This window comes from Rhodococcus parequi, assembly GCF_046042785.1.
GTDB classification, from domain to species: domain Bacteria; phylum Actinomycetota; class Actinomycetes; order Mycobacteriales; family Mycobacteriaceae; genus Prescottella; species Prescottella parequi.
Genome location: NZ_JBDLNV010000006.1, coordinates 360,512 through 372,127 on the forward strand (window position 1 = coordinate 360,512; position 11,616 = coordinate 372,127).

13 protein-coding genes are annotated in these 11,616 nt (G+C 66.7%); 9 read left to right on the plus strand and 4 right to left on the minus strand.

The features are described from left to right. Positions 1-107 precede the first annotated feature (107 nt). From ABEU20_RS18870 to ABEU20_RS18885, 4 genes are all read right to left on the minus strand, one after another. Positions 108-746, minus strand: coding sequence for a Dabb family protein (locus ABEU20_RS18870; protein ID WP_420165904.1), 639 nt, complete (start codon positions 744-746; stop codon positions 108-110). Next, positions 739-972, minus strand: coding sequence for a hypothetical protein (locus ABEU20_RS18875; protein WP_420165905.1), 234 nt, complete (start codon positions 970-972; stop codon positions 739-741). Before ABEU20_RS18875 ends, ABEU20_RS18870 begins: the two co-directional genes overlap by 8 nt. Positions 973-1,158: 186 nt before the next feature. After that, positions 1,159-1,839, minus strand: a complete 681-nt coding sequence (locus tag ABEU20_RS18880; RefSeq protein ID WP_420165906.1) for a GntR family transcriptional regulator — start codon at positions 1,837-1,839, stop codon at positions 1,159-1,161. A 1-nt stretch (position 1,840) separates the two neighbouring features. Next, complete coding sequence (locus tag ABEU20_RS18885) at positions 1,841-3,295, minus strand: MFS transporter (RefSeq protein WP_420165907.1); 1,455 nt, start codon at positions 3,293-3,295, stop codon at positions 1,841-1,843. Between the two features lie 370 nt (positions 3,296-3,665). On the opposite strand from ABEU20_RS18885, the gene ABEU20_RS18890 reads away from it, so the two are divergent. The 9 genes from ABEU20_RS18890 (at position 3,666) to ABEU20_RS18930 (ending at position 11,610) form a co-directional block, all read left to right on the plus strand. Beyond that, complete coding sequence (locus ABEU20_RS18890) at positions 3,666-4,058, plus strand: VOC family protein (protein WP_420165908.1); 393 nt, start codon at positions 3,666-3,668, stop codon at positions 4,056-4,058. 46 nt (positions 4,059-4,104) lie between these two features. Further along, on the plus strand, positions 4,105-5,655 hold the full coding sequence (locus ABEU20_RS18895) for an ABC transporter substrate-binding protein (RefSeq protein WP_420165909.1): 1,551 nt from the start codon (positions 4,105-4,107) through the stop codon (positions 5,653-5,655). Between the two features lie 68 nt (positions 5,656-5,723). Next, a complete protein-coding gene (locus ABEU20_RS18900; RefSeq protein WP_420165910.1) occupies positions 5,724-6,650 on the plus strand; it encodes an ABC transporter permease in 927 nt (308 codons plus the stop codon). Further along, the gene (locus ABEU20_RS18905) at positions 6,647-7,573 is read left to right on the plus strand and encodes an ABC transporter permease (protein WP_420165911.1); all 927 of its coding nucleotides are present in this window, start codon (positions 6,647-6,649) and stop codon (positions 7,571-7,573) included. The genes ABEU20_RS18900 and ABEU20_RS18905 overlap by 4 nt, the downstream gene beginning before the upstream one ends. After that, complete coding sequence (locus ABEU20_RS18910) at positions 7,570-8,688, plus strand: ABC transporter ATP-binding protein (protein WP_420165912.1); 1,119 nt, start codon at positions 7,570-7,572, stop codon at positions 8,686-8,688. The genes ABEU20_RS18905 and ABEU20_RS18910 overlap by 4 nt, the downstream gene beginning before the upstream one ends. Position 8,689: 1 nt before the next feature. Next, complete coding sequence (locus ABEU20_RS18915) at positions 8,690-9,685, plus strand: ABC transporter ATP-binding protein (protein ID WP_420165913.1); 996 nt, start codon at positions 8,690-8,692, stop codon at positions 9,683-9,685. Between the two features lie 122 nt (positions 9,686-9,807). After that, entirely contained in the window at positions 9,808-9,942 is a 135-nt protein-coding gene (locus tag ABEU20_RS18920; protein ID WP_420165914.1) for a hypothetical protein, read from the plus strand. Then, positions 9,939-10,718 carry an IclR family transcriptional regulator gene (locus ABEU20_RS18925; RefSeq protein ID WP_420165915.1) on the plus strand — a complete coding sequence of 260 codons (780 nt, stop codon included), beginning with the start codon at positions 9,939-9,941 and terminating at the stop codon, positions 10,716-10,718. Before ABEU20_RS18920 ends, ABEU20_RS18925 begins: the two co-directional genes overlap by 4 nt. A gap of 55 nt (positions 10,719-10,773) precedes the next feature. After that, complete coding sequence (locus ABEU20_RS18930) at positions 10,774-11,610, plus strand: IclR family transcriptional regulator (RefSeq protein WP_420165916.1); 837 nt, start codon at positions 10,774-10,776, stop codon at positions 11,608-11,610. The last annotated feature ends 6 nt before the right edge of the window (positions 11,611-11,616 follow it).

Here is an 11,616-nt window from a genome sequence, read left to right on the forward strand (position 1 = left end):
GGCGCCGAAACATGCGCGGGGCGCCGGAGTCGTTCTCCGGCGCCCCGCCCTCGTTTCGGATGCGTCTTCGTCGGAGTGTGGCCGGTGGACTCACTCCCGGTCCGAGCTCACCCGCCGATCACCGCTCGGTCGACGGCACAGAAGGTGTGGCACACCCGGTCGCGGACGACCACCTCGGGACACTCGGGGTCGAACCAGCGATCGACGACGGCCCAGTGGACCGGGTGGTCGAGGTACTGGCCCGTCACGTCACCGACCTCGCGAAACTCCTGCTCCCACACGTGCGTCCACGAAACTGGACCGGTGGATGCCTCGACGGGGGACAGCCTCCACGCCCGCATCGACGAGATGTGCCGAGGCATGGAGAGGATGTCGCGCTCGAAGTGTTCCAGAGATCCCGTGGTTGCTGACGGATCGACGCGAACGAGCAGTGTTCGGTAGAGGGTGCCGGGGTCGGCGCCGGACGCACGACCGGTGGTGCCGCCGTAATACTCGACGCCGTACATCTTCTCGACGGAGGGCGATGCGAGGAGTTCGTCCACACCCGGGCGGACGCGCAGCCATTCGTCGCGGTCGGCGAACTGCAGATGAGCGATGAGGTCTCCGCCGTTGATCGTTCCCGGAAGGGTCCGCCCCACGACGGTGACGGCCGTGCCGATCGCGTCGACGGTTGTGCGCGTCCGGGTCTCGAAGTCGTCCGGGTCCGAGCCCCGGACGAGATGGACGATTCGCGTGACGTTAAACATTGCAGAGCTCCTCGACGTCCGCGACCTCGCCGGCCATCGAGCGTGAGCGTTCGACGATCAGTTCGTCCACGCTGTCCCACCACTGCGCGAGCGTGACGTCGGGCCGACCGAGCCTGGTCATGTTCCACCAGGCCGCGACGTCGTCGAGTGACCACACGATCGTGACGACGTTAACCGTCTCGGCGTGCCAGATCGGTGGACTGACGAGGACGCGCTCGAGGGTCATGCCCCGCGATCGACCGCCGGGTACGTACGTAGATGTGTATGTTTCGACGAACTCGCGCCCACGGCCCGGCGCCGTGACCACACGGTCGACAACGAATGCTTTTCCTGACATGCAACGAAAGCTAGTGTCGGTCGAGCGCGGTGAGTAGGTGATCTTTCCGTTGCACGGGAAGAGAATTCGGAGGGGCTATCCGCGATCCGCTGTCGGCTCCCGCAGACCGAGGACGAGGTTCGCGGTCTGCTGCCCGCCCTCGCGGTGGTGGTTCATCAACTCGACGAGGCGGTCGTTGTCGTGGGCGCGGAGCGCGGCGAGCATCTCGTCGTGTTCCCGGATCACCCGCGCTCGCCCTTCGGGCTCGTACAGATACACCGCGTGGTACGGCATCGCGAGCGTCCACAGCCGCCGCAGCTCGTGTACGACGAGGTCCAGTCCCGACTGTTCGAAGATCGCGAAGTGGAAGTCTTGGTTGTGCAGCCGCATCTCGAGGAAGTCCTGTGCCTCGGCCGCGGCCTTGACCCGATCGCCCAGCTCCTCGATGGCGTCGACGACCTGGGGGTCGATCACGGGCAGGGCGCGGAGCGTCTCGCGTTCGAGCACGGATCGCATCAGGTAGATCTGTTCGAGTTCGAACCGGTCGAGGCGGGCGACGGAGTATCCGACGTTCGGCACGTGCTGGACCAGGCCGTCGGAGGTGAGCTGACGCAGGCTCTCCCGGATGGGGAGACGACTCACGCCGAGGCGCTCGGCCATCGTCTCCTGGCGGATCTGCTGCCCGGGCAGCAACTCGCCGGAGAAGATCATGCGCTTGAGTTCGTCGAGCACCTGTGCGGTCGCGCGCCCGGACGAAGACGCTGCGGGAGTCTTCACATCACTTCGCTTCCGGATCCGACATCGTGGTGGCCAGTGCCACCAGGCAGGCCGCGGCCAGTGTAGCCGCTGCGGATATCCAGAACATTGCAGCGAAGGCGTCGAACGTGGGCAGAACTCCGTGGACGGTATGCGCGGTCCACGCCGCGGCGACAGCCGCCATGGTGGCGCTGGCGGTGGACGTTCCGATCGAGCGCAGTAGCGAACTGAGCCCGTTCGCCGAAGCCGTTTCCGACGGCGGTACGGATTGCATGATCAGAATCGGTATCGCGGCCTGAGCCAGCGAGAGCCCGATCCCGACGGCCGCCGCACCTACCAGGACCTGCCACAGACCGGTGCTGAGGTAGACGCGTCCGACGAACACGACCGCCATCTCGACGGTCGCGATCAGCAGTGTCGTCCAGGCCCCGTACCGCGTGATCGCTCGGGCCGCGAGTGGAGCCATCGCGACGCCGACGAGGGTGGGTGGAATCATCCACAACCCGGCTTCGAGGATGTCGAGTTCGAAACCGAAGCCGGCCGCCCGCGGCGCCTGCAGCAGTTGGATGGACACGAGAATGTTGCTGAAGAGCGCGAATCCGATGAGCGCGGACGACGCGTTGACCAGCAGGACCCTGGGTCGTGCGGCAACCCTCAAGTCGACCAGTGGCGAACGCGACCGTAGTTGGAGCGGTACCCACAGGGCGATGAGGAAACCCCCGGCACCGACCAGCGCCGTCGTCGCCGGCCACCCCCATTGCGCGCCCTTGGACAGCGCCAGCAGTAGTGACGTCAACGCGCCCGCCAGGAGGAAGGCTCCGGGATAGTCGAAGCGTGCCCGCGACCGGACCGACGTCTCGGGCACGATGCGTGCAACCGCGGCCATCAGCAGCACTCCGGACACGGCGGTGACCCAGAAGATTCCGCGCCAATCCAGGTAGTTGACGAGGATGCCCGCGAGGGGGAGTCCGGCCGCCGATCCGATTGCCAGCGACGCTCCCATCGCGGAGACGCCCCCGGGAACGCGCGCCGTGGGCAGGACGTCCCGCATCGTCGCGATCGCCACGGGAACCAGGGCGAGCCCGCAGCCCTGCAGGATGCGGGCGACGACCAGAGCGGGGAGGGCAGTGACGATTCCGCCCATCACCGAACCCGCCACGACGACCACCAGCGTGAGCAGGATCATCCGCTTCTTGCCGAACATGTCGGCGAGACGGCCGATCAGCGGGGTCACCACCGCCCCGGTCACCAACGTGGCGGTGACCAGCCATGACGCGCTGCTCGGAGACACCCCCAACAATCCGGGTAGTGCCGGGAGCACCGGCAGGATCATCGTCTGCTGGAGGGTCATCACAGTGCCGCAGATCGCGAGGATCGCGATGACCCGATTCGAGAAGCCGGTGCGGCTTTGTGAGACGTGGGGCTGTTCGGCGACCGGCGAGAGCACCTGGCGTGTCGGGGTTTCGTGCTCAGGCACGCGAAGCGCTGGTTCTGTGACGCAAGATCCGGGAGTTGCCGACCGCGGCTTCCCCGAACGGTGGGGCCTGCGTGTACGACGGGCCACAGCCGCCGGTGGACAAGACAATCCCGTGTCGCATGGTCAGATGCTGGTGCGTGGACCGGACTCGGCCAAGCGATTGTCTCACTCGATGGACGCTTCCGTCCCGCGCGGCATCTGCGGGCCGTCCGAACCGTGGGGCGATGTCCATCCAGCGGGAAATGTCTGTTGTCGCGCCGAGTTCGAAAGTGCGCTAATCCGGTACCGGAGTGATCCGGAACACAGCTTCTCGCGGAGCAGCCTTCCCGGCTCGATTGCCGATGTGCCAGTTCGAACTTCGAGGATTCAGATGACCAATTCCACCCGATTCGCCTTCACGAAGGTGTTCGTGACCGATCTGGACGCCCAAGCGTCCTTCTACAAGTCCGTGTTCGAACTGAGCGAGAAGGCTCGGATCGTGGGGAGGGTGGGCGCGGACGCCGTCGAGGAGGTCCTGCTCACCACGGGGCGCGGCGACGATTCGACGCTCGGCCTGTGGCGCTACCGCGACCGACCCGCACCTGCTCCGGGCGCGGCGACCCTCGGATTCGACGTCCGCGATGCGCACGAGACGATTCGACGGGTCGAGCACGCCGGTGGCGCCGTCGTCGAATCCGTCAAGGGCATACCGGAACACGGCGTCCTGGTCGGATTCGTCACCGACCCCGAGGGTCACCTGATCGAGGTCGTCCAGACCCTCTGACCACACCTCTCCCATCCGGAAGCTTCACCCAATCGAGGAGTCTTCATTGACAGCCCGAACCCGCACGACCGCTACCGTTGTCACCGGCGCCGCCTTCGCACTGCTGATCGCCGGTTGTTCAGGCGCGTCGACCGCGACCACGAGCGGTCCCGCCGGGGAACCGCAGCGAGGCGGCACCCTCGTCCAGGCCTACAACACGGACGCGCAATCCGTGGATCCTGCGACGTGCGCGATCGGAATCGGTGTCGCCCCATGCCAGGCGGTCTACGGCGCGCTTCTCTACTACGATTTCGAGACCGGCGAGATCACGCCGGGTATGGCCGAGTCCTTCACGTCCGACGACGGCAAGGTGTGGACGCTGAAACTGCGTCCGGGCCTGACCTTCACGGACGGAACGCCGTTCGACGCCGCTGCCGTGGCCTTCAACTGGGACCGCATCCTCGACCCTGCGCTGCTGTCACCGAGTAGAGCTGCGGCCCAAACGATCACGTGGAGCGTTGTCGACGACACCACGCTGGCGGTCACGTCGACCGAGATCAATCACCAACTGCCGTTCCAGCTCACCGAGTCCCTCGCGTTCGTCGCCTCACCTACCGCGATCGCGCAGAAGGGTGCTGATTTCGCCAACGCGCCCGTCGGTGCGGGGCCGTTCCAGCTCACTTCGTGGGCTCGTGGCACGCAGATCGAGTTCGACCGCAATCCCGGCTACTGGGATGCGCCCCGCCCGTACGCGGACAAGCTCGTGATGAAGACGATCGCCGCGGACGACCAACGCTTCAATGCTCTGCAGGCCGGTGAGATCAATGTGATGACGGTCGTCGGCGACAAGTATGTCGAGCGTGCCCGCGGTGCCGGGATGAATGTCGTTCAGTCCCAGCAGCTCGGCGGAAACGGCGTGCGCCTGAACTTCCGTGGACCGCTCGCGGACGCCGGATTGCGCACGGCGGTCGGCAAGCTGATCGACAACGACCAGATCATGGCGGCCGCCTTCCCGGACGATCCGGGAGCTACGCACTTCATGCCCGATGACAGCCCGCTCTACGACGAGCAGGCGGTATGGCCGGACAAGGATGTCGACGGAGCCCGAAAGCTGGTCGACGAGTACCGGGCCGCCCACGGCGGCGCCGACATCACACTCACCTATGTGACTACCGCCGGCAGCCCCGTTCTCAACCGTGTTGCCGAACTCCTGCAGTCGCAGATCCAGCAGGTGAACGGACTGAAGTTGGACATCAAGTCACTCGACGGCGCCGGTTTCGCGTCGGCAATGACGTCGGGGAACTACGACCTGATCATCAGCTCCCTCGGCGGGGCCCACCCCGAGAACCTCTACAAGGTCTTCCGTACCGGAGCCGCGGGCAACAACTCCGGGTACTCCAACCCGGCCGTCGACCAAGCCTTCGAGATCACCCACAGCTCGAGCGATCCTGCGGTCGTGAACGAGGCCTACAAGACGGCCATTCGGCAGATCGTCGCCGATTCGGCGTACCGTTTCTGGCGCCCCAGTGAGTCCACCCTCCTGTCGACAGGCTCGGTGCACGACGTTCAGCCGGCCTACCAGTACTGGTTCCGCCCCGAGCTCGCCTGGATCCGGTAGCCGTGACAGCGACGACGTCGTCGATTCGTCGATCGACCCGCGCCAGCGTCAGGGCGAGAAGGGTTTCGGTGGCTGCTGCCAAGCTGATCGCGGTGCTGACGCTCGTCAGTGTCGTCACGTTCCTGCTTCTCGAGATGATTCCCGGTGACCCCCTTGCGGCGATGCTCCCGGAAGGGGCGTCGCCGGAGATGCGGGCGGCGGCCGCGGAACGCTTCGGCCTCGACGGTCCATTGGTGCAGCGTTATCTCGAATGGGTCGGCAACGCCCTGCACGGGGATCTGGGCAGGTCGATGCAGACACAGGTCCCGGTTACCGATGCGATAGTCGAAAGGCTCCCGGTCACTCTGGAACTCGCAGGCCTGTCGATTCTGGTCGCGTTGCTGATCGCCCTCCCGCTGGGCGTGTACTCGGGCTACCGCCCGGGCGGAATCGCGGACCGCATCGTCACACTCGTGTGTTCGGTGACGCTGTCCATTCCGAGCTTCCTGCTCGGCGTTCTGCTGGTGTTCGTATTTGCCGTGACGTTGCACGCGTTACCTGTGACCGGATGGACTCCGCTGTCGGCCGGGCTGGTCCCGCACCTGCGGAGCCTGGTCCTTCCGGTGGCGACGTTGGCGGCGATGGAGGCCGTGGCCTTCATCCGGCTTCTGCGTAACGACATGGCAGCGACCCTGCAACAGGACTTCGTCCTCTCTGCCCGGGCGCGGGGTATCTCGACGCCTCGGATCCTCGTCGTCCACGCCCTGCGTCCGTCGGCCTTCTCGCTCGTGACGGTGCTCGGCGTGTCGTTGGGCAGGCTCATCGGGGGCACGGTGATCGTCGAAACCCTCTTTTCCCTACCAGGATTGGGATCGCTCGTGGTCACCGCCATCAACGGCCGCGACTACCTCCTGGTTCAGGGCATCGTGCTGGTCGTCGCCGTCGCGTACGTCCTGCTCAATTCCCTGGTCGACCTGGCCTACCCGTTGCTGGACCCGAGAGTGAGATCGACATGAGTACGACGACCGAAGTGGCGGTCCCCGGCCCGGATGCCGGGAAGCGCGACGATCCGTCCCCTCCCTCGGCCGAATCGCCGGTCCGTGCGACGAAGTCCCGCCGCCGTCGCCGCGGGCGCAACGCCGTAGCAGCCTTCGGGGCGGCCTGGCTCGTCCTGATCGCCGGTGCCGCGATCCTCGCGCCGGTGCTGCCGTTGCCGGCGCCGGATCAAGTAGGCGACCAGTATTCGCTGGCGCCCTTCCGGACGATGACCCACCTGCTCGGGACCGATCAGTTGGGCCGGGATCAACTGAGCCGAGTCGTGTTCGGTGCTCAGGTGTCCCTCGCCGTCGCGGTCGGGGCGACGCTTCTCGCCCTCACGGTCGGTACGGCCGTCGGACTCGCCGCCGGATACTTCCGCGGCGTGACGGATGTGGTCTTCGACATCACGACCAACACGACGTTGGCCTTCCCCCCGTTGATCCTGCTGGTCGCTCTCGTCGCGGTGATGCAGCCGAGTGTGACGACCTTGACCCTCGGTCTGGGAATTGTCGGCGCTCCGACGTTCGCCCGCATCGCGCGCGCGAACGCAATCTCGTTCGCAGGTCGTGAGTTCGTCACGGCTTCGAAGTCGTTGGGCTCGAGTACGTTCAGGATCCTGCGGCGGGAGATACTGCCCAATATTCTTCTGCCGGTCTTCTCCTTCGCGACCGTCGTGGCCGCGTCACTGGTCGTCGCGGAAGGATCGTTGAGTTTCCTCGGGCTGGGTATTCCCCCGCCCACGCCGAGCTGGGGCGGGATGATCGCGGCCGGACGGGAGAGCCTGTACGACCACCCGCCCCTCGTCCTGGTGCCCGGATTGTTCTTCTTCCTGACGGTGCTGTCGCTCAATCTCATCGGAGACTGGGCGCGCGATCGAGTGGGACGGGAGTCCTCGCTGTGAACACCCCTGTCCGCCGACTCGACGCGCCGACCGACCGCGCCGAGAGCGCGCCTCCGGCACTTTCCGTCGCCGACCTGCGGGTCTGGTTCGACACGCCTCGCGGGGCGGTGCGGGCAGTGGACGGCGTGAGCTTGGACGTGGAACCGGGACGCACGCTCGGCATCGTCGGCGAATCCGGCTCGGGCAAGTCTGTTCTGTCCAGAGCGGTGATGAACATCCTGCCGCCCAATGCGATGGTTCGGCCCGGAACGCGTATCGAGGTGGAGGGCCGCGACGTCGCCACTCTCACCCGAGGCGAGGCCAAGACGCTCTGGGGTTCGCGTATCGCCATGGTGTTCCAGGATCCGATGACGTCCCTGACCCCGGTCCTGACCATCGGGCACCAGCTCACCGAGACACTGCGGCGGCACCTGCCGATGAGCAAGGTGCAGGCGCTGGCCAGGGCCGAGGAACTCCTGGGATGGGTGGGTATTCCCGAGCCGCGGAAGCGGCTGGGTCAGTACCCGCACAGCCTCTCGGGGGGCATGCGCCAGCGGGTCGTCATCGCTCTGGCGCTCGCCTGTTCGCCGCGGCTGCTGATCGCCGACGAGCCCACGACGGCGCTGGATGTGACGGTGCAGCACCAGATCCTGAATCTGCTGGCACGACTGCAGGAAGAGTCGGGGATGGCGCTGATCTTGATCACCCACGACCTCGGTGTCGTGGCGGGGCGAACGGACGAGATCGCGGTCATGTACGCCGGCCGTGTCGTCGAGCAAGCGCCGACCAGTGTCCTGTTCGGCGCTACCCGGCACCCCTACACGCGGGCACTACTGCGGTCGATCCCACGGATCTCCGATCCGAGCCATACTCGGCTCGAGGCGATTCCGGGCCGCCCGCCCACCGTCATCGATCCGCCACCGGGCTGCTCGTTCGCGCCGAGATGTCCACATGCGCAGCCGAGATGTCTCGAGCAGACGCCGGTACTGACAGTCGACCCGTCCGCGGGCGACCGGCATCGGATCGCGTGCTTCTACCCCGTGGGCACCGCCGAAGGCGAGTCCGCGTTCGCCGCCAACGCCGCCGCCGGCCGGACGGCCGCCGGACATCCCGTCGACTCGAGGAGTGTGGTCTGACATGGCCGGAACAGGAACGGCGCATCTGCACGACGACGAGGTCGTGCTCAGCGTTCGCGACCTCGTCGTCGAGTACGACACCGCAGGGTCGGGCAAGGTCCATGCGGTCTCGAATGTCAGTCTCGACATCCGGCGCGGGGAGACACTCGGTCTGGTCGGTGAATCCGGTTGCGGCAAATCGACACTCGCGAAAGCCATCATGCAGCTGCCTCGCCCGACCTCCGGGGTCGTGACGTTCGAGGGTCGTGACCTCACGACGCTCGCGCCCCGCGAGCTGCGTGCGGTCCGCCGCCCGGTGCAGATGATCTTCCAGGATCCGATCTCCTCGCTGAACCCGCTGCGCAAGGTACGGGACATCGTGGGGGAGGGGCTCGACGTCGTCGGCGGGCGCAACCGCCGCGAGCGGAATGCTCTGGTCGACGACATGCTCGAGGTGGTCGGGCTCGATCCGGAGACTGCGGGGGACCGTCGGCCTCACGAGTTCTCCGGAGGGCAGTGCCAACGAATCTCGATCGCTCGGGCGATGGTGGTGGAGCCGGACGTCATGATCTGCGACGAGCCCGTCTCGGCACTCGACGTCTCGGTCCAGGCGCAGATCCTGAACCTGCTCGAAGACATGAAGGAACGGTACGGACTGACGTTGCTGTTCATCGCGCACGATCTGGCAGTCGTCAAGAACATCAGCGACCGGGTGGTGGTGATGTACCTCGGAAAGATCTGCGAGGTCGCTGATCCGAACGAGATGTATGTCGCGCCGTTGCACCCGTACACCGAGGCATTGCTCTCGGCCGTGCCCGAGCCCGACCCGGAGGTGCCGCCGAGGGAGGCGACGCTGTCCGGCGATCTGCCCTCGCCTCTCGATCCTCCGTCGGGTTGCCGCTTCCGGACCCGATGCCCGCGCGCAGACGCGCTGTGCGCGGAACGCGAGCCGCAGATCCGGGAGGCCCGCCCCGGGCATTTCGTGGCCTGCCACTTCCCGTCGACGACATCGACATGACGAGCGTCCGCACAGTGGGAAAACGCTCTTCATCGACGATCCGGTCAGCGGGAATCCTTCGCATGAGCGCCGAATCGATCTCCAGTCGCGACACGGCCGCCGAACGCCCGAAAGGAACGCGCATGACGGCACCCACCCGGCATCCCATGACACCTCATAAGCCGCCGCAGGTCGTCGAGACCCTGAGCCGGGCCGACGCCATGGCTTCCACCGAGTGCCCGGCGGCGGCGCCACTCGACCGAGTCGGGGCGGTGTGAGGGAGGAGTCGGCGGGAACGGGTCTCGGTCTGCACGATGCCGATGGTGTGCCCGGCGCGGTCCTGGATCGTGCTGTGCTCGTACTCGGTGCGTTCGACGAGGGTGGACCGTTGACGCTGACGGACGTCGTGAGTCGAACAGGACTCCCACGATCGTCGGTGCACCGGATGATCGCACGCCTCGTCCGGATGCGATGGCTCCGTCGGGACGGCCGACGGTATTCGCTGGGGCTGGGCTTGATCGAGCTCGGTTCGCTGGCATTGCACCAGAACAAGCTTCGCGCCGCCGCGCTGCCGTTCCTCTACGAGTTGCATCGGTCCACCCGACTGGTGGTTCAGCTGGCGGTTCTCGCAGGGCGCGATGCCGTCTGCCTGGAGAAGCTCGGGCGGTTTCAGGCCGACCCGGCGCCGACCCGTGTCGGCGGCCGATGTCCGGCCGGGGACAACGCGATCGGACGTGCGCTGCTCGCGAACACGCTCGGCGGGGAGCGGGAGTACGGCCGGATCCGTCGAGCCGGCGTGGCGTACGAGTGGGACGACCGGAGGGGGTACGGGGCGATCGCGGTTGCGGTGGGGCCACCCGGCTCAGCTGCGGCAATTGCGATTTCCGGCCCGCGCACGCACGTGCACTTCGACTCTCGACACGTCGCGCCTCTGCGGGCTGCCGCGAACGCTATCTGGCGGGCGACCGATCCGGCATGGAGATCTCACGATCGGACGCGGCACAGCGCGAGCGGGGCTGCGGTCCGAGGTGTCCAGCCCGCTCGACTGTTGTGATGCGCGTCACGGTGTGGCAGGATCTGCCAAACAGACAGGAACTGCCTTGGAGGTCATGTTGACTGTGATCAGCCGCGATGATTCACCGCATGCCGTCGTCGATCGAGTGATCTCGGTCCTGAGTGCGTTCTCCGGATCCGAGGCCCTGACCTCGTCGCGGATCGCACATCGGACGGGTTTGCCCCGGTCGTCCGTGCATCGGTTGCTGCAGCGGTTGGTGGAGTTGGACGTGATCAGGCGGGACGGGTTCGACTACCGGGTCGGGCTCAAGCTCTTCGAACTCGGCAGTGTTGCTCTCGCTCAGCACGAGGTCCATCAGATCGCGATGCCCTATATGTCGCGACTCAGCCGTGCCACCGGAATGAGTGTCTATCTGGCCACGCTGTCGGGTCCGGACGTGGTGTTCATCGACGAGGTGTGGACCGACTGGGCTGCGCCGCTGCGCCGGGGCATCGCGCATCCCGCCCATCAGACCGCGTCGGGGAAGATGTTGCTGGCGTGCCTCCCGGCCGAGGCCCGCCCAGGGATCGATTTCACCGGTGTGACTCCGAAAACCCGCTACAGCATCACTTCTCAACAGGGTCTCGACCGTGAGCTGCACCGTGTCCGGGAAGCCGGTATCGCCACGACCCGCGAGGAGTACTACCTGGGATCGATGTCGATGGCGGTACAGGTCGGGCCCGCCGACCACGCCACCACCGCGTTGTCGCTGTGGGGACCCGTCGAGCGGATGCGTCAAGCCGAGCTCGCCGTCCATCTGCGGCAGGCATCCCGTGCCATCTGGACTGCGGCACAACAAGGCCCCCGATGGGAACGCCGCAACTCGGTTTCCCGCCCGGTCCACACCGTCGGCGACCCCGGCGTCGCACCGAGGCAGTCGGCGGGACGGTGACTGCGC

Bases quoted from the DNA above. Each gene is read 5' to 3' on its own strand.
- ABEU20_RS18870 (WP_420165904.1), bottom strand. From the start codon at position 746: ATGTTTAACGTCACGCGAATCGTCCATCTCGTCCGGGGCTCGGACCCG.
- ABEU20_RS18875 (WP_420165905.1), bottom strand. From the start codon at position 972: ATGACCCTCGAGCGCGTCCTCGTCAGTCCACCGATCTGGCACGCCGAG.
- ABEU20_RS18890 (WP_420165908.1), top strand. From the start codon at position 3,666: ATGACCAATTCCACCCGATTCGCCTTCACGAAGGTGTTCGTGACCGAT.
- ABEU20_RS18905 (WP_420165911.1), top strand. From the start codon at position 6,647: ATGAGTACGACGACCGAAGTGGCGGTCCCCGGCCCGGATGCCGGGAAG.
- ABEU20_RS18915 (WP_420165913.1), top strand. From the start codon at position 8,690: ATGGCCGGAACAGGAACGGCGCATCTGCACGACGACGAGGTCGTGCTC.
- ABEU20_RS18920 (WP_420165914.1), top strand. From the start codon at position 9,808: ATGACGGCACCCACCCGGCATCCCATGACACCTCATAAGCCGCCGCAG.
- ABEU20_RS18930 (WP_420165916.1), top strand. From the start codon at position 10,774: ATGTTGACTGTGATCAGCCGCGATGATTCACCGCATGCCGTCGTCGAT.